This is a genomic window from Shewanella sp. 4t3-1-2LB (assembly GCF_017368415.1).
Lineage (GTDB): Bacteria > Pseudomonadota > Gammaproteobacteria > Enterobacterales > Shewanellaceae > Shewanella > Shewanella fodinae.
On the sequence record NZ_JAFNJD010000059.1, the window covers coordinates 1 to 18,526 of the forward strand.

Sequence of the window (18,526 nt, forward strand, 5' to 3'; positions counted from 1 at the left end):
CATTGGAACAAAATTAAAAAACGAAAAAGATGAAGTAAGTTTTTACTACCCATTTTTAGAATGTAAAAATCTAGAGTCCGACTTTATTTTTTATACAATAAATGTTATTCATGAATTATTTCACGTGGAACTTTTCTATACTAACAAGTATAAAGAATATACTATGTTCGAAAATGAATATTGGGCACATAGAATATCATATTGCTATATCCTTAAATCAAAAATTTTTGCAAATTTTGACTTAAAATATCACCAAGTTTCGTTTTTTGAACGTTATTTTATGAAATATATAGATTTCAATGAATTATCAATATCGAATTTAGCATTAAGAATATTTCAAAGCGACTTGGTTGATTACATGGGAAGAGAATCCATATCAGAAGATGATAAAGATTTAGATAGGCTATATGAATGGTGTTCTACCGAACCTCCACATTGATTGAAGATCTTAGAGGCGTTGTTGGCTAAATCCTTTTGAACCATTTCAGCCAACAGTGATCAGATCTTTCAGTACAGACTGACAGAGCGGCATCATGAGTAAAACTAAGCACCGCATCACTCACTGACCTGAAGTACAACCAGAGTTTGCGCAATCGCGGCTCATTGACCTTTTGGGTTGATGAAGCAGCCATCAAAGACTGGCTATGCCATCAGCATCATGGTGGCTGGGACGCGGCTTTTTGTTTACTGACCAAGTGATTGAAGTCGCTCTGATGCTGAAAAGCGTTTTTGGCTTGTCGCTGCGATTTTGGCTTGTCGCTGCGAGCCACCGAAGGGTTTATTAATTCCTTGTTTAAACTGATGGATGTCCCCTTAGCTTCACAGGACTATAGCTGCATCAGCAAGCGAGCTAAAACCGTCAACGTGGTTTATCGCGCGCCAAGCTGTGGCCCTGTTGCCCATGTTGTTATCGATGCCTCAGGCCTCAAGGTCTTTGGCGAAGGCGAGTGGAAAACCCGCAAGCATGGCAAAGAAAAGCGCCGGGTCTGGCGTAAGTTGCACCTGGCCGTCGATGCATAGACTCATGCCATTATTGCGGCAGAGGTTAGCCTCGAAAGCGTGGCCGACAATGAAGTGCTGGGCACCTTACTCAAGTCACTTCGCCGTCACATCGAGCAAGTGTCTGGACACCAAAGCTTGCCATAAGCTATTCAAAACAGAGGCATAAAGGCAGTGATACCCCCAGGTCGAATGCAGGGTACTGGTCCGAAGGGTATATCCGCAATGAAGCCGTTGATGCACTGAAAGCAGGTTGTCTATGGGAGTGGAAACAGCAGCATGAGTACGGGAAAAGGTCACTGGCAGAAACCGCGATGTACCGATACAAACAACAGATAAGCCCGAACCTGAGTCTGCGAGATTACAATGCCCAGGTTGGCGAAGCCTTGGTTGGCGTAAAAGCAATGAACAAAATGCTGAGCTTGGGTATGCCTTTTCGGGGAGCAAGTCGTTAAACCGTGCAACGGCTTGGGGCTGTTGCGACTCGTGCAATTATTTGATTAACAACGCCCAGCGACGCTAGATAGGAGGAGCGTCCATCACATCAAAGCTCTATTGACAGCAAATTTATATTGATCTGCAATATAAGCCGTACTATTCAATTATTTCTTATAATTTTGCAGAGAAAGACTATGTATCATCCGCGTTTTCAAGGGGACCATTATACTATTGGGTTAAAATATGGGAGCCTGTTAAGAAAAAATAACATTACGCTATTTGGCTATGACAAGTTGGATTATTTTCAATTCGAATATGGAGTACAATCAGAAAAAATTTTAAAACAACATTTTCCAGAAGCTTGTGCGGAAATAAGGGGTATAGCAGATGGGCTCTGCCTTCCTTATAAAATATTCTCTGCATGGCTGTTATGCATTAGCGTTTGCATGGAAGTTCAAGGATGCTCAATGGTGGCTCTGAACAGAAATGGACATGTTGTTTTCGGCAGAAACAACGATTTGTCACCCATTTTTAGAAAAATCAGTAACAGCGCATTATATCGACCTGAACGAGGGAACTCTTTCATCGCAAATTCATCAGCTTTTGTTTGCGCAGAAGAGGGAATAAATGAGAAAGGTCTTGCTATAGGGATGACTTATGTCTGGGCAAAAAAATTAAACCCTGGATTTAATTCAATGTTTTTAGTCCGGTACATTTTAGAAAAATGCGCAACAGTGGCTGAAGGAATAGACGTCATAAAAAATGTACCAATTGGCGGAGCTTTCCATCTTTTCTTAGCAGATACAAATGGCATCATGCATGCTGAATGTTGCCCTGAGAAAGTACTAATACACCAAGGGAACTTTGCATTTGCCTCCAACCACTTTATCTCTGATGAGATGAAAGAGTATGAGGAGCCAAAAGACCTATTCCATTCATATGAAAGATATCAAACAGGGACAAGCCATCAAGGATCCGATGTTAACTGCTCTCCAGTGGAATTTGCAAAAAGTATTTTAAGTGGTAAAAAAGGGTTCATGTGCCAATATAATAAAAACTTAAATTTTGATACTGTTTGGTCGTCAGTTTTTGATGTTTCTAATCAAATCATTTTAAGATCTGAAGGGAATCCTCTAAAATCAAAATATAAAGAGGATATTCGTTTAAAAAAATATTATACAGGGCAAGATCACGAACATAATTTGGGCTCTTAGTGTGACATTTTTCCGAAGAGATGGACGGGTCATACTGGCTGTGATCTTATATCCTCTTTTGTGGGGAATCTCATGAGTTCCGGGACCTTTCAATAGTTTCTTTAGTCCGTTAGAAGATCCACGTCAGTCAGCCAAAGTCGAACACTTATTCACCGATATTTTATTCCTAGTGGTCTGTGCCTCGATAGCTGGGGCAATAGGTTGAGAAGATATTGAAGATTTTGGCGATATCCATTTTAGCTGGTTTGCCGAGAAGGGTTTATTTAAGAATAGGTTACCTGTTCATGACACCATCGCTCGAGTGATATCAAGAATAGATTGCGAGCTGTTTCAGCATTGCTTCATCGACTGCTTGAAGTCTGTTGTTAAGTTATCGGAAGGATATATACACCTAAGTGCTTGAGGATAAGCGTGAGCGTTTCAATTAACCCAATCAAAGCCTAGATTGACCTCTAGGACTTTGTGAGCAATCTGCAACGTCACGTTGCAAAGCGGTGCGGGTTACGCAGCCTAACCGTATTAGGCTGCGACTATTCTTAGCTTTCCTGCCAGTTAGTTGCCTTGTCTGCTAACAATACTGGGATGCCATCATCAATGGGGTATACCAAACGGTCTGCTTTACAGATCAGCTGCTGGTGTTCTTTGTCGTACTCCAGTTTGCCTTTACAAACCGGGCACGCCACTATATCCAGAAGTTTTTTATCAAATGCCATCTGACTGTCCTTTCTGTTTAGTCATGCTTGTTGCTCGTTACTGCACGCACACGCGCCAGTAACTGCGATTCAAATGTTGCCGAAAATACCGCATCTACCGCCAAATACCACCATTGTTTGCCAGCAAACGTGCGGCATTTGATGGCATCTTTCTCCGTCATCACTATCGGCTGCTGTGCAACCTGTGCAAAATCTTGCACATTGTAAGGATGATGATCCGCAAATACTATGGTCTGGCTCAGGGAATAGCCTTGTTGCTGCAAGGTCTCAAAAAAACGTTGCGGATTACCAATCCCTGCAACCGCAACAACCGGTTGCGCAGTTGTGGGTGGCTCTTGGTCAGTTTCACCAGAAACAGGTTGTAAACCAGAGGGCTGCAAAGTCATAGCAAAATGTGTAGTGGTATCCGCAGATGCACCATTACACAATATAAAGTCGGCGGTTTTCAAACGCCAAGCACCTTCGCGTAATGGCCCTGCGGGCAACAACATGCCATTACCCAGACCACGGTGGGCATCCAATACCACCAGTTCAATGTCTCTGGCGAGTCGGTAATGCTGTAAGCCATCGTCGCTGATAATAATATCCACAATGGCTGATTGCAGTAGTAAGTGTGCACTAGCAATACGATCGGCGCCTACGGCCATAGGAACACCAGTACGGCGGACTATCATGCAAGGCTCATCCCCTACATCTGCTGGTGTTGACGTGGCAGACACTAAACGTGAATGTAGTTGCTGACTGCCATAACCACGACTGATCACTCCCGGACGATAGCCCTGACGCCTCAGCCACTCCACCAGATAGATCACCACAGGTGTTTTGCCACTGCCGCCAACGGTAATATTTCCGACAATAATGACCGGCACTGGTAACTTTACCTGTGTTTTAATACCAAGACGAAATGCCAGCCGCCGCAGACCACTGATAAGGGCAAACAACCAGGACAAGGGCCATAACAACCAACGCGCCCAGTGCCGACCGTACCAGATCCGATTGACCCACGCTTCCATCTGCATCAGCTCCCAAACTGCATCTGATACAGTTTGGCGTACATACCATCTAGTGCGAGTAGCGCCTTATGGTTACCGCGTTCAACAATTTGGCCTTGATCCACCACCAAAATTTCATCCGCATTTTCAATGGTAGATAACCGATGTGCAATCACGATTGAGGTGCGGTTACGGCGCAAATTATCCAGACCTTTCTGAATCGCTTTCTCTGATTCCGTATCCAGCGCCGAGGTGGCTTCATCTAGGATCAGCACTGGCGCATCGCGCAAAATTGCCCGGGCAATGGCGATACGTTGCCGCTGACCACCGGATAAGGTCACACCATTTTCACCAATTTCGGTATCCAACCCGTGAGGCAGCTTTTCAATAAACTCCATGGCATAAGCCAGACGCGCCGCATCTTCTATCTGTTGTCTGGTAACTTCACCGGGATATGCATAAGCAATGTTGTTGGCAATGGTGTCATTGAATAATGTCACTTGCTGCGACACTAACGCCACCTGACTGCGTAAACATTTAAGGGAATAGTCATAGATACTGACATCATCCAGCAGAATATCACCATTTTCCAGGCCGCTATAAAAACGCGTCAGCAAGCTGGCGATAGTGGATTTACCAGAGCCTGAACGCCCGACCAACGCCATTGTATGCCCTTGTGGCACATGAAAACTGACATGCTCCAGCGCCAGCTTGTCCTGGCTGGGATAGCCAAAGCTGACATTGCTAAAACGAACATCGCCCTGCACTCGCGCAACCTCATAACTGCCACTATCCTGCTCCGTTGGGGTATCCAACAGTTCAAAAACCGTGGTACAGGCCGCGATACCGCGCTGAAACTCAGCATTGATGCGGGTCAAATTTTTAATCGGCTGCAACATTGACAACATACAAGCCAACACTGTCGTAAAAATCCCGGCGGTTAACTCGCCACGTAAGCTGTCAAGACTGGCGGCAAAGATCACTGCTCCCAGCGCAAAAGAGCCAATAATCATCACCAACGGTTGGCTGATAGCTTGGGTGGTTGCCAACTTCATATTCTGATAACGGTTAAAATCGTTAGCACTGGCAAACCGCTCGGCTTCGGTTTTCTGACCACCAAACGCCAGCACATTTTTATGACCCTTGATCATCTGCTCAGTGACGGTGGTAACCGACCCCATAGCGTTCTGGATCTGCCGTGACACCTTGCGAAAACGGCGGCTCACTATGGTGATCACTAAACCGATAGCCGGAGCAATCACCAAGATAAAAATCGAGAGTTTCCACGAGTAGTAAAACATGACGCCAATCATACCGATAACCGTGATGCCATCACGAACGATGGTGATCAGTGCATTACCCGAAGCGCGAGCAATCTGCTCGGTATCATAGGTCACTTTAGAGATGAGATTGCCGGAGTTTTGCTGATCCATAAAACTGACGGGCAGCTTGAGAATATGCTCAAACACCTGTTGCCGCATCTCCTGAATCACCTTGGTACTCATATAGGAAATGCCATACGTAGAAATGAAATTGCACACCCCACGCAAGAAAAATAGCCCCACAATAATAAACGGTGCCAGAGTCAACACATCGCTACCAGACTGAAACCCGTGCGTGGTCACCAGATCAGCGCCTACCGCAACGGAAGGTTTACTGGAAAACCCTTCGTCTACAAAGGGTTTGATAAAGGTCATAAAGGTGATATCAACGGCACCGTAGCCAAGTAGTCCCAGCACAGAGATAACAAACACCTTTTTCAGGTGCTGAACGTAGGAGATTAACCGCTTAAAGACTGTCCAGGTTTCGTGTTTTGGCGCACTGCTCATGGAGACTGTAACTTCACTAATATGGGCAAAGTCGGCATTCTACTCTGGATTGACGACGTTACCAAATCCAAACAAACGGTTATACCAATAGGGCGCTATTTGTTGGCGATAGCTATCAACAGTAATGCCGCTATCATCGAAGTGAAAACTTACCTGCCCTTGCTCACCACTAACGAGCGATATGACATTTGCCAGTTGGTAACGCTCACGGATTTCCGGGCGCGGGAACTGCCAACGATTGTTGAGTCCGGCGGGGAATACAACCCACATAGGACTGACTGCTTTAATAAAATCAGTACTGGATGAAGTTTTACTGCCATGATGGGGTGCCAACAAAATATCAGCGTTAATCGCCTTATCTTGTCGCAATAATGCAACTTCACCGGCTAATTCAATATCACCCGGTAACAACACTCGATGCTGATTATCCGCCACCAGCAACACACAGGAACCATCATTGCCACTTGCTGCGACTTCGGGACCTAACACTGTTAAGCTCAGGGCCCGCCATTGCCATTGCTTGGGCCGGCAGCCCTGGGAAGCTGGCAAACCGCCAACATCAGTGATCAACTGACTATTGGGGAATGCATTGAGAATAACCGATGTGCCACCGGCATGATCGTTATCACCGTGGCTTATCACCAAGTAATCCAGGTGTCTGACGCCGGCGGCGGCAAGAAACGGCAAAATCACCCGCTCAGCATAACTAAACCCAGAGGGAAAGGCCGCGCCGCTATCGAATAACAGCGCCTGCGGCCCTTGCTGAACCAACACCGCCAAGCCTTGACCAACATCCAACACATGCAATTGCCAACCTTTTGCCGGCAGCCAGCCTTGCCATTGTGCAGTCTGGAATAACGCGGGCAACAACAGCAAGCATGGCAACCACAAAAAGCGTCGCCTAGGCCGCCAGTACCAGATTACCCCGCCGACCAGCACAAACATCAGGCTCAAGGTGAGCTGCCAAGGCAGCAATAACCAACTGCCCGGCAGATGGTCACTGAGTTGCCATAACCGATCTACTGGACATAACGACCAGTCTGCTAATTGCCAGATAAACAGCTTGGCAGCAGACGTTGGCAACCACCATTGCAGAATTCCCCACGCCAACAAAGCTAACAAACTGAGGGGGATAACCACCACACTGAACCAAGGCACTAATAACAGATTGATCCAGAAGCTATGCAGGCTCACGCCCCCGAAAAGCAACGCTTGTACTAACGTCAATCCCAGACATAAACGCCACTGCACTCGCCAAAACTGCCGACACCAGCGCCATAGTTTCTGACGCCAACTAGCATTGTGCTGCGGCTCACTTCGATGCCACTCCAACAAGATCAGCGCCAAAGCCAAGAACGACAGCCAAAAGCCGCCGCTGAGTGCGGCTAATGGGTCTAGCAGCAAGACACAGGTGAGCGCCCCCAGCCAACGCTCCCAAGCAGATACCGAGCGCATTGACATATTAACCAACACCAGCGCCAACAGCATTAGTAACGCCCGTTGCACCGGAATGCCAAAGCCAGCGAGCCAAGCGTAAACAGCGGCCCCGGCTAACGCCAATAGCTGCGCCAACAGCAGATTACGTCGGCTTTGCACCGGCCAAAAGTGTAATAGCAGCCAGCGACTGCTTACATATAACCATAAAGCGACGACCGACAGATGCAGCCCAGAAATCGCCACCAGGTGCCCCGAGCCAGTTTGCCTTAGCTGTTGCCAACGCTGTTCACTGATATGACTGCGATCACCCATGGTGAGCGCCAGTAAAATGTCCCCATTGTCAAAAGCTTGCAGAGTTGTTGCCAGCTGCTGCAGTAGTTGTGCTCGACCAGCATCAACAGTTGCTAAACGGCTTGCCGCCTGAATGTTGCCTCTGGCGGTGATATGCTGGGCCAGTAATTGACGCTGCTGATTAAAACCGCCCAAATTCAGTACTGACGGGAACGCGCGCGGCCGAACCTCAAATGACCACAACTCCCCAACTTGCGGCAACGGGTGCCTATCTATGGCTGCCAACTGTTGCCGATCCCAACCCAATCGCCAGCGCCGTGGCGGCTTCCAGAAGCTTTGCGTCCGTGCTTCAGCAACTTCTATACTAATCCAGTCGCCATCGCCGCCAACCAGTGATATGATTTTTCCCCGCACAGTCAGGGGTGTCGTATGTCCCCGAAGCGATGAATACTCGTCCACTTCCCGCAACGACAACACACTATGGCAGTACAATATCATCCATAGTATTCCACCAAGTACGCCGCAAAGCAGCGTCTTGAGCGGGTGACGATGTTTGAGATGCCACAGTGCGCACAGGAGTAAAGCCCCTGCAATAATTAACTGTGATAATAGAGAGGATGGCATCTGCGGCCAGAAAACAGCCGATATCAGAGCTAGGCAAAAGCCACTCAGTACGTAATTCATCAGCTAAGTTAAGACAGCAATCGAACCTTATGCCAAAGAAACTGATTAAAAAGTTCCTGCCCAAACCTGAAGTCCTGCGGGAACATAAATACCTGCGTGTTTTCGGTGATTTGCTGAATAACCCTAACCTATGGGCCCTGACGCGACGTTCAGCCCCCGGGGCCTTTGCCATTGGACTATTTGTGGCATGGGTGCCTATGCCATTCCAGATGGTGTTAGCCGCAGCGTTGGCGATTGCGTTTAATGTTAACCTGCCAGTCTCTGTCGCATTGGTGTGGATTACCAATCCGGTGACCATGCCGCCAATGTTTTATCTGGCATATCTAGCGGGTGCCAAGATACTGCATCATCCGCCAGAACAGTTTGCGTTTGAGTTGTCGTGGAAATGGATAGAAGAATCGTTTTCCACCATTGCACCACCGTTTTTCCTAGGGTGTTTCGTCTTTGGGGTGATAAGCGCGGTTGTAGGTTATGTGGTGGTGCGCAGCGCTTGGCAATATTCCATTTATATGCAATGGCAAAAACGCCGCAACAAATAGTCAATAGGCCGCTCTCGCGGCCTAGGTTTTTAGTGGCGTTAGCGTGCGGCCAAGGCTTGTGCTGGCACGATACGACTGGCGCGATAGGCAGGATACAAGGTTGCCAGCAGGCTCATCATCAATGCCATTACCAACACCAGCAACACATCTGACGGTTCCAAACGTGACGGCAGAAAATCGATAAAATAGACATCGGCCGACAAAAATTTATGTCCGGTCAGCTGTTCGATAAACGCAGCAATCGCCGAGAGATTTTGCGCCAATAACACGCCGCACACAGTACCGAGCACGCAGCCAACAATGCCATTAAGGGCTCCCTGCACCACAAACACCGCCATCATTGCCCGACGACCAAATCCCATGGTCATCAGAATCGCAATCTCCGCCGCCTTGTCGCGCACGGCCATCACCAGCGTTGACACGATATTAAAACAAGCAACAGCAATGACCAACGCCAGCACCAGATACATCACGGTACGCACCATCTGGATGTCCTGATACAGGTGGCCCTGAGTCCGAGTCCAGTCACTGATATACAACATCTGCTGTTGTTGATAACCCAATTCACGGATGAGCTTTGGCGCCTCAAATACCCGTGCTACTTTGATGCGTACAGCGGTCACGGCATCGCCCAGCCCCAGCAGTTTTTGTGCATAAGCTAACGGCACATAAGCATTGGCAAAGTCCAATTCGCCACCGACACTGAAACTACCGCTGATCACCAAGGTATGACTGCGAGCTCGACCAATATCCGTCGCCGCACCAGTACCACGGGGAGGAGGCAGATAAAGCGTCACCGAATCGCCGACTTTCAGCCCGAGTTTTTTCAGTAAACCTTGCCCCATCACAATATGATTGCCATCGCCTTGCAGGCTTTGCCAGCCCGGAGACAGATAATTACCCAAGGTCGAGACGTGCTGTTCCAGCGCTGGGTCGATACCCACCACTTGTACACCTGCAAAACCACCGGGTTTTTGCACCAGCCCTTGCATCTTCACCATAGGCGCGGCAGCGGTAATGCCGTGTATTGCACTCGCGTCGCTAAGCATTTGCCGCCAGTTGGCAATCGGTTGACCAGCAGACAACAACTCGCCTTGCGGCACGACCCCGAGCAAACGTTTTTCCAATTCGCTTTCAAAGCCATTCATCGCTGATAGCACTAGGATCAACACCGCCACCCCCAAGGCAATCCCTGCGGTGGAGGCAAAAGAGATAAAGCTGATAAAGCCACTGCGCTGCCGCGCCCGATAAAAACGCCAGCCAAGCAGTAAAGGCAGCGTCGACTTCATAGTGATGCTCCTGCCACACTCAGGCGACCATCCACCATTTGCAGTTGCCTATCCATCCTAGCCGCCAGTTGATGATCATGGGTGACCACCACAAAGGCAGTGCCCAATTGTGCTGCCAGTTCACGAATAAGCTCATAGACTGTTTCGCCGCTGTTGGCATCCAGATTACCGGTCGGTTCGTCGGCCAACACTAGCTTAGGGTTATTAATGAGCGCCCGTGCAATCGCCACACGCTGACGCTCACCACCGGAAAGCTCCGACGGCAGATGCTGCAGCCGATGCTCCAATCCGACCCGCGTTAACAACTGTTGGGCTTGCTGCTGCACATCGGCTTTGTTCCGCCCAGCAATCCAGCCTGGCATACAGACATTTTCCAGTGCGGTAAATTCTGGCAACAGATGATGAAACTGATAGATAAACCCTAACTCCTGATTGCGGATCTGCGCTTGTCGCGCCGCCGACACTTGGTACAGCGCCTCACCATCGAGAATTACCTGACCGCCGCTGGGCTTGTCCAGTGTACCTATGATATGCAGCAGGGTACTTTTGCCGGAGCCAGAACTGCCAACAATGGCAAGTTGCTCGCCGACCTCAACGGTCAGTGACACGTCATGCAGCACCGGTGTACTGAGTTTGCCTTCCTGATAACTTTTGCTGACCCCAAGGACCTGCAGTAATGGCTGATTCTGCATCTGTTTTCTCTTAACTTGATTACTCATAACGGAGCACATTGGCGGGTTGTACAGCAGCCGCACGCAGTGCCGGGTACAGCGTTGCCAGTAACGTGATGATAACGGTACCGATAGCAATCAGCAGCAATTGCTGCGGATTGATAATCACCGGCAACAACTGGCCGGCCCCAAGAATATTAATACCAACACCACTCAGCAGCGGATTAATATGTTCGGTGGCAACAATCCCCATTAGTAGGCCTAACGCCAAGCCCAACAAGGCATTCAATGACCCCTGCGACACAAATACCAGCATGATATCCGCCCGCCCTAACCCCTGGGTTTTAAGCACAGCCACATCGGCAGTCTTGTCCACTACCATCATCACCAGTGCCGAGACAATATTAAATGCCGCCACGGCGATGATCAGACTGAGCATCAACGACATCATATTTTTTTCCATCTTTACTGCCGCAAACAGATGACCATAATTATCCCGCCAGTCACTGACGGTAACCTTCAGTCCTTCACTCGCTAACAATTGCGCCACTTTAGGCGTAAGCTGCGGTGCTGCAAAAGGATCATCGAGAAACAAGCGCAGATCCTGAATCGCATCAGGAGCTTTGCGCATCAAGCGTCGGGCATCGGCATAATGCAGATAAGCAACATTGGCATCGACCTGCGAGCCCATTTCAAACACCCCGGCCACTTCAAAGGTACGTTGGCTGGGCACCGGTCCTAAAGGCGAATACACTACACCATCACCGCTCAGCAACCGCACCTTATCGCCACTACTGACATTCAGTCGTCTGGCTAACTCGCCACCGAGCAGCACTTTGTAACTGCCACTCTGCAGCGCGTTATAGGCTTCTGGAAATGTATGGTCAGCAACCGGTGACAGCTGGCGGTCGGCATCAGGCAAAATACCATAGAGCTGCACCGCGCTGATATTGTCACTGGATTGTACCATCGCCTGCGTAGCAATAGACGGCGCGGCACCGCGTACACCAGGTAAGGTCTTTAGCGTTGCCGCCAATTGTTGCCAGTGGGCAATCGCTTGCTCACTATGAATGGTCAGCTGTGGTACTGCGCCCAAAATACGCTGCTTAAGCTGCCCTTCCAGACCATTCATCACTGAGCTAACAATGATCAATGCGGCGACCCCCAGGAAAATGCCACTGACCGCAAAGAAGGTAATAAAGGAAGCAAAGGCATTAGATTTGCGCGCCCGCCAGTAACGGTAACCGATAAAACAGGATAGGGCCGGATTCATGGGCAGAACAACGTCTCCTCAACTGCAGCGCGGTAAATCCGCAGCAGGCTTGCTAAATCATTGAAGTGGGCACGATAATAGGTGGATTGACCCGCTAAATACAAGAGGCTTCGCCTTGTTTCCAGAATCCAGTGGCTATTTCAGTGTTCCACATCCATTTGACGCTTACATCTCGTTATGGCCAGAAGACCAGGCATTGCCCGATGAAGCTCAGCTACAAAGCATGAAATCCAAAGGCATGCAGTTAATGAGCGAAGTCAAGGCGTTGGAAGGTGACTGTCTGATCCATCTTAGACAGATGGGTGATGATGGCCGGGCCATAGTGGAATACTTGAAGCTGCAATCCCGCAAAGTGGATCTGGTATTACAGCATCTGCTGGAACAGGAAGCCCGCGATGGCCAGCACTGCATCGGTCTGCAGTTTGGTGGTAGCGGTGTGCGTCTGCAAAGTGAGCAGGCACTACCGCGCAATGCGCAGGTAAAGCTGTTGTTGTTTGTCCGAGAAGAGATCCTTTCCGTACTGTGTCTTGCCAGAGTCAGTGATTGCCGGGAAGATCCCGATAATCCAGAACGCTACCTGCTGGATCTGGAGTACAGTGTCATTACCGAAGCCGAAGTGGAACAACTGGTCAAAGCCAGTCTGGTGGTGCAGCAAAAACAGCTGAAGCAGCGCAAGAGCAGTCGCTAACGCCTCTGGTACTCACCGGCGCAAATCTCTACAATGTGCGCCATCTTTCAGAAACAAGCCTTTGCCGTTTCAATGACTGTTTTTTCTGTTCTGGCACCAGAAGGTGCCACTAAAGCCGGAGACATCCGCTATCTGGGCTTACCGGAAGGTGTTGCCCGCGCACTGACGTTGGCCGCGCTGGCAAGACAGCATGGCGCCATCAGTCTCTTGGTAACGCCAGATACGCCCACGGCACTGACACTGGAAGCCGAACTGCGATATTTACTGGCAGACGACATGCCGGTATGGCTGTTCCCTGACAGGGAAACGCTACCCTATGACAGTTTTTCGCCACATCAGGACCTGATTTCGCAGCGGCTTGAAACCTTGTCGCGCCTGCCGGGCACCAAGCAGGCATTGGTGATTGTGCCGGTGACCACATTGATGGTCAGATTGCCGCCACAAGCATTCCTCAGTGCCAATGTCATGCTGCTGAAAAATGGCGACCATTACCCGTTACAAAAGATGCGCGAACATCTGGTAAACGCCGGATACCATCTGGTGGGTCAGGTGTATGAGCATGGTGAATTTGCCATCCGTGGCTCCATTCTGGATATTTTCCCTATGGGCTCGCCCGCACCGTTGCGCATCGAACTGTTTGATGACGAAGTGGAATCTATCCGTTACTTCGATGCCGATACCCAGTTATCACAAGATCCAGTCACTGAAATCCGCATGTTACCTGCACGCGAATTTCCAACCGATGATGCCGCAATTGAAGGCTTCCGTCTGCGTTACCGCCGCTATTTCGAAGTGGTGGTCAAAGAACCGGAATCGGTATATCAGCAAGTGAGTAGACACCTGATGCCAGCGGGCATCGAAAACTATCTGCCATTGTTCTTTGATGAAACCGCTAACCTGTTCGATTATCTGGGGGGCGAGATACAGTTACTCACCATCGGCGATTTGCAAAGCGCCGCCGATGAACATCTGACACAAGTGCAGCACCGCTATGAAGACCGTAAAGTTGATCCACTGCGGCCACTGCTGGCACCTAAAGATCTGTATCTATTAACCGATCAGTTGTTCAGCAACTTCAAACAACTGCCGCGCGTCCAACTGGATGGGGTCACCGATCACAAGCATCAGCGGCATGCTGCCCTCAAGCCGTTGCCGGATTTAACCGTTAATCATAAACAAAAACAGCCGTTAGCCGCCTTGAGTGCCTTTGTGGCGCAAACGCCCAAAGTTTTGTTCAGCGCAGAAACGGAAGGCCGCCGAGAAGCCTTGTTGGAGCTGTTGGCCACGATTGATCTTAAACCGCAGTTATTTAGCAGTATCAAGGCGTTTCTCAATAGCCCAGACCCTATCGGGTTGATGGTGTCGCCATTATCACTCGGTTGTCAGTTGCAGCAACCGACCTTAAGCATCATCTGCGAAACCGAATTGTTTGGCATGCGTATCGCGCAGCAACGACGCCGCGAGAAACAGCGTCAGATAAGCCAAGATGCGCTGATACGCGATCTAGCGGAGTTAAAAGTCGGCCAACCGATTGTGCACCTTGAACACGGCGTAGCCTTGTATCAAGGGCTGGAAACCCTTGACGCCGGCGGCATGGTTGCGGAATATCTGAAGTTGGAATATGCCGGTGGTGACAAACTGTATGTGCCGGTAGCATCGTTGCACCTTATCAGCCGTTATACCGTTGGCCCGGATCAGCAACCCGGACTCAATAAACTCGGCAACGATACGTGGGACAAAGCTCGGAAAAAAGCCATTGAACGGATCCGTGACGTGGCGGCGGAATTGCTGGATATTTACGCACGCAGGCAATCGCGTCCAGGCGTTGCCGTTGCACTCGACCAACAGGATTATGCACTGTTTGCCCAGAGTTTTCCGTTTGAAGAAACCGTTGACCAAGAAACGGCTATCGATGCGGTGCTGAACGATATGCAATCGCCGATGGCGATGGATCGGCTGGTATGCGGTGACGTTGGCTTTGGTAAAACCGAAGTTGCCATGCGTGCCGCTTTTGTAGCAGTGAATGCAGGTAAACAAGTGGTGGTGTTAGTGCCCACTACCTTGCTGGCACAGCAACACTACGAAAATTTCAAAGACAGATTTGCCGATTGGCCAGTGCGGATAGAAGTGATGTCACGTTTCCGTACCGCTAAAGAGCAACAGCAAGTGATTGACGCGCTGGCTGAAGGCAAGGTGGATATCGTCATCGGCACCCATAAACTGCTCAATACAGACGTGCGTTTTGAAGATCTTGGCCTACTAGTGATCGATGAAGAACACCGTTTCGGCGTGCGCCAAAAAGAGAAAATCAAGGCACTCAGGGCCAATGTGGACATACTGACACTCACAGCAACGCCCATCCCACGCACACTTAACATGGCAATGTCGGGCATGCGCGATTTGTCGATTATTGCGACGCCACCCGCTAAACGGCTGGCGGTTAAAACCTTTGTCCGCGAATACGATAAAAATACCGTACGCGAAGCGATTCAGCGTGAAATTCTCCGTGGTGGTCAGGTTTATTTCCTGCACAACAATGTGGAAACCATTGAAAAAGCCGCTGCCGATATCCGTGAGTTAGTGCCACAGGCTCGAGTAGTGGTGGCTCACGGACAGATGCGGGAACGGGACTTGGAACGAGTGATGTCCGATTTCTACCACCGCCGTTACAATGTGCTGGTGTGTACCACCATCATCGAAACCGGTATCGACGTTCCCAGTGCCAACACCATCATCATTGAACGCGCCGATATGTTCGGACTGGCGCAGCTGCACCAGTTGCGTGGCCGCGTGGGACGTTCCCACCACCAGGCTTATGCTTATTTGATGACACCGCATCCAAAACGGATGACCACAGACGCCCGCAAGCGTCTGGAAGCGATTGACGCTTTGGAAGATCTGGGGGCCGGGTTCATGCTGGCAACCCAAGATTTGGAAATTCGTGGTGCAGGTGAACTCCTCGGTGAAGAGCAAAGCGGCCATATTTCTAAAATTGGCTTCAGCCTTTACATGGATATGCTGGAATCCGCTGTCAATGCCTTGAAGCAAGGCAAAGAGCCGTCACTGGCACAGATGCTCAATGAGCAGTGCGAAATTGATCTGCGGATACCAGCGCTGTTACCGGAAGATTATGTTGGCGATGTCAACATTCGCTTGTCACTCTATAAACGTATCGCCAACTGTCGCAGCGAAGCCGCCTTAGACGAGCTAAAAGTAGAACTGATCGACCGCTTTGGCCTGTTACCAGAAGCTACTCGCAACCTGATGCAGTTGACGCTGTTGAAGCATCAGGCGACTGAACTTGGCATCAAGAAACTGGAAATGCACGGTCGTGGTGGCAGTCTGGAGTTTCGCGATGATCATCGGATTGATCCGGGATTCATTATCGGCTTACTGCAATCACAACCACAAATCTATCGAATGGACGGCCCGAATAAGTTAAAGTTCACGTTGGCGACTGAAAGCAGCAAGCAACGGTTAGAAATGGCCGAATTATTGCTGCAACAGTTGGCACAACACACAGTGGGAGACAGATAGTGTTTGCAAAATTTATGCTGGCAACGCTGGCCGCATTGACATTGAGCCCCATGGTTCAAGCGGCGCAATATCCTTGGTACGAAGTGGAAATCTACATTTTTGAACGCCAGACACAAACCGATGAGCATTGGCCAGATAGCCCACTGGAACTAAAAACCACTAATGCATTGGATCTGCTGACACCGCAAGTTGCTAGTGATATCACTGGCGTCAGTATGGCGATGGGGGATTGTGGTAACAACAACTGGAATACCATTGGCACCAGCAGCGGTGATAATTCTGCGACATCACCACAACCACCCTGCCATGGGTTGGAAAGCGCCAAAACCCTGGTTATGCCGAAAGTTATGCCCGTAAATGTGTTGCCGAAGGACGATCAAAGTGCCAACTTACAAACGGCGATTCTTGAAGGTGCCGATAAGGCCCGTTTTGGTGAAATGATAGCAAAACTGCAGCGTCAGGCCGGTGTACAATCACTGTTGCATATCACTTGGCGCCAAGAAATGAAGCCAAGGCGACAAGCACAACCCTTACATCTATTTGCTGGGCAGGATTTCGCTACACGCTTTCAGGCCAACGGTCTGCCTATCAGTGAACAACCGCTGAACCAGAGCAGCTTCGACGGTTTTAACAATTTAATGTCTCCAGAAAAATCTGCAGCCGTTTGGCAATTTGACGGTTTGCTCAATATCTATCTAAGCCATTATCTATACGTCGAGACCCGGTTCAATTTACGCCAACCAGGGCGGAAGAGTATTTCAATTGAAGGCCAGCCTGCCACAGTAATGCCTTATCTTTACAGCCTGCCCATGGAACAGAATCGACGAATTCGCAGCACCGAAATCCATTATTTCGATCACCCGGCAATGGGCATGATTTTGCAGGTAAGACGGATCCAGCAGTCAGATGACGCTGAGTCACAGGAACCAGAATTGCAGGAAACAGAGGCCGATCAACCGCAAACTCCGGCAGCAGATACATCGCCAGCCACTAACAGTATTCCGCCACAAACACGTTAAACCGTGATGGAAAAATCGAGGTAGATTTCATCTGCCTCGTCCTCGTCTACAAAGACACTGTCAACTTTGGCGTTAGCCGGTCCGGTTTCGCACCAGTGGATCAGTTGATCCACTGCCGGGAACGCTCCTTGCGCGAGGATTTCTACTGCGCCGTCATCTCGATTACTCACATAGCCGGTAACCCCAAGGGCGTTAGCTTTCTGCAATGCCGAATAGCGAAAGCCAACCCCCTGGACCTTGCCTCTGATGGTGATCATTACCCTTTTCATACCACCGATTCCCCTTTGCTATTGCTCTTTTGACATCCTCCTCGCCGTAAACGACGAGGATTCCTACTGCGGTTAAGCGTAAACGCCTGACTCGCTTCGGTGGGTTCCTGCTGCTGGTGGCATTATTGCACCACTCACTTCACAGGCTAATCGGGCGTGCCCCGCCCTTAATACGTTGATCGCGCCGACCACATCGGCATTCTCTTCAAAACCACATTCCACACAGGCAAAGCGGGCTTGAGTCTTACGGTTCTCTTTCGATATATGACCACAGCATGGGCATGTCCGGCTGGTGTTGTTCGGCGGAACGGCGATCAGGTGGCCGCCATTCCATGCCAGCTTGTAATCGAGCTGGCGACGAAACTCAAACCAGCCTTGATCAAGGATGGCTTTATTCAGTCCTGACTTTGCTCTGACATTCCGCCCCTGTTGCTCTGCGGTTCCTGACGCTGATTTTGACATGTTTTTGACCTGCAAATCTTCAATACAGACTATCGCGTGTTTTTTGCTAATGTCGCTTGAAGTTTTATGCAGGTAGTCACGGCGGCTGTTGCCGATTTTTGCATGGACACGCTGGACTTTAGCTTTAGCCTTTTTCCAGTTGTTGCTGAATTTTACCTTGCGACTCATGGCCTGCTGCGCTT

Annotated in this window: 15 protein-coding genes and 2 pseudogenes; 8 read left to right on the forward strand and 9 right to left on the reverse strand. The window is 49.5% G+C overall.

The window, feature by feature from the left end:
* The 4 genes and pseudogenes from J3L11_RS17275 to J3L11_RS19415 all read left to right on the forward strand — a co-directional run.
* Positions 1-439: hypothetical protein (locus tag J3L11_RS17275; RefSeq protein ID WP_207571775.1), on the forward strand; the 439-nt coding region annotated here is incomplete at its 5' end.
* A gap of 94 nt (positions 440-533) precedes the next feature.
* Positions 534-1,454: pseudogene (locus tag J3L11_RS17280) on the forward strand (IS5 family transposase).
* A 177-nt stretch (positions 1,455-1,631) separates the two neighbouring features.
* Positions 1,632-2,651, forward strand: coding sequence for a C45 family peptidase (locus J3L11_RS17285; protein WP_207571776.1), 1,020 nt, complete (start codon positions 1,632-1,634; stop codon positions 2,649-2,651).
* 109 nt (positions 2,652-2,760) lie between these two features.
* Positions 2,761-3,039 (forward strand): annotated as a pseudogene (locus tag J3L11_RS19415) (transposase family protein); the annotation flags it as partial.
* Between the two features lie 148 nt (positions 3,040-3,187).
* Here J3L11_RS19415 and J3L11_RS17300 read toward each other — a convergent pair.
* From J3L11_RS17300 to J3L11_RS17315, 4 genes are read right to left on the reverse strand one after another with little or no spacing between them, the layout of a single operon-like run.
* Positions 3,188-3,364 (reverse strand): Trm112 family protein, encoded by a 177-nt coding sequence (locus J3L11_RS17300; protein ID WP_133038718.1) that lies wholly within the window; start codon positions 3,362-3,364, stop codon positions 3,188-3,190.
* A 17-nt stretch (positions 3,365-3,381) separates the two neighbouring features.
* Positions 3,382-4,377, reverse strand: a complete 996-nt coding sequence (gene lpxK, locus J3L11_RS17305) for a tetraacyldisaccharide 4'-kinase (protein WP_207571777.1) — start codon at positions 4,375-4,377, stop codon at positions 3,382-3,384.
* A gap of 5 nt (positions 4,378-4,382) precedes the next feature.
* On the reverse strand, positions 4,383-6,185 hold the full coding sequence (gene msbA / locus J3L11_RS17310; RefSeq protein ID WP_207571778.1) for a lipid A export permease/ATP-binding protein MsbA: 1,803 nt from the start codon (positions 6,183-6,185) through the stop codon (positions 4,383-4,385).
* Positions 6,186-6,224: 39 nt separating this feature from the next.
* Positions 6,225-8,597: a DNA internalization-related competence protein ComEC/Rec2 gene (locus J3L11_RS17315; protein ID WP_347566522.1), complete on the reverse strand. Its 2,373-nt coding sequence runs from the start codon at positions 8,595-8,597 to the stop codon at positions 6,225-6,227.
* A gap of 29 nt (positions 8,598-8,626) precedes the next feature.
* Between J3L11_RS17315 and J3L11_RS17320 the strand changes: the two genes are divergently transcribed.
* Entirely contained in the window at positions 8,627-9,136 is a 510-nt protein-coding gene (locus tag J3L11_RS17320; protein WP_133038714.1) for a DUF2062 domain-containing protein, read from the forward strand.
* 38 nt (positions 9,137-9,174) lie between these two features.
* On the opposite strand, the gene lolE is transcribed toward J3L11_RS17320, so the two are convergent.
* From lolE to J3L11_RS17335, 3 genes are read right to left on the reverse strand one after another with little or no spacing between them, the layout of a single operon-like run.
* On the reverse strand, positions 9,175-10,425 hold the full coding sequence (gene lolE, locus J3L11_RS17325) for a lipoprotein-releasing ABC transporter permease subunit LolE (RefSeq protein ID WP_133038713.1): 1,251 nt from the start codon (positions 10,423-10,425) through the stop codon (positions 9,175-9,177).
* Complete coding sequence (lolD, locus tag J3L11_RS17330) at positions 10,422-11,144, reverse strand: lipoprotein-releasing ABC transporter ATP-binding protein LolD (protein WP_133038712.1); 723 nt, start codon at positions 11,142-11,144, stop codon at positions 10,422-10,424. Before lolD ends, lolE begins: the two co-directional genes overlap by 4 nt.
* Positions 11,137-12,369, reverse strand: a complete 1,233-nt coding sequence (locus J3L11_RS17335) for a lipoprotein-releasing ABC transporter permease subunit (RefSeq protein WP_207571780.1) — start codon at positions 12,367-12,369, stop codon at positions 11,137-11,139. Before J3L11_RS17335 ends, lolD begins: the two co-directional genes overlap by 8 nt.
* Positions 12,370-12,484: 115 nt before the next feature.
* On the opposite strand from J3L11_RS17335, the gene J3L11_RS17340 reads away from it, so the two are divergent.
* The 3 genes from J3L11_RS17340 to J3L11_RS17350 all read left to right on the forward strand — a co-directional run bounded on the left by J3L11_RS17340 (position 12,485) and on the right by J3L11_RS17350 (position 17,613).
* Positions 12,485-13,057, forward strand: coding sequence for a hypothetical protein (locus J3L11_RS17340; RefSeq protein ID WP_207571781.1), 573 nt, complete (start codon positions 12,485-12,487; stop codon positions 13,055-13,057).
* Between the two features lie 72 nt (positions 13,058-13,129).
* Positions 13,130-16,594 carry a transcription-repair coupling factor gene (mfd, locus tag J3L11_RS17345; protein ID WP_207571782.1) on the forward strand — a complete coding sequence of 1,155 codons (3,465 nt, stop codon included), beginning with the start codon at positions 13,130-13,132 and terminating at the stop codon, positions 16,592-16,594.
* Positions 16,594-17,613 (forward strand): CsiV family protein, encoded by a 1,020-nt coding sequence (locus J3L11_RS17350; RefSeq protein ID WP_207571783.1) that lies wholly within the window; start codon positions 16,594-16,596, stop codon positions 17,611-17,613. The genes mfd and J3L11_RS17350 overlap by 1 nt, the downstream gene beginning before the upstream one ends.
* Here J3L11_RS17350 and J3L11_RS17355 read toward each other — a convergent pair.
* Both J3L11_RS17355 and J3L11_RS17360 read right to left on the reverse strand, forming a co-directional pair.
* On the reverse strand, positions 17,610-17,882 hold the full coding sequence (locus J3L11_RS17355) for an acylphosphatase (protein ID WP_207571784.1): 273 nt from the start codon (positions 17,880-17,882) through the stop codon (positions 17,610-17,612). The genes J3L11_RS17350 and J3L11_RS17355 overlap by 4 nt on opposite strands.
* A 72-nt stretch (positions 17,883-17,954) precedes the next feature.
* The coding region (locus J3L11_RS17360; protein ID WP_207571785.1) for an RNA-guided endonuclease TnpB family protein at positions 17,955-18,526 on the reverse strand (572 nt) is incomplete at its 5' end.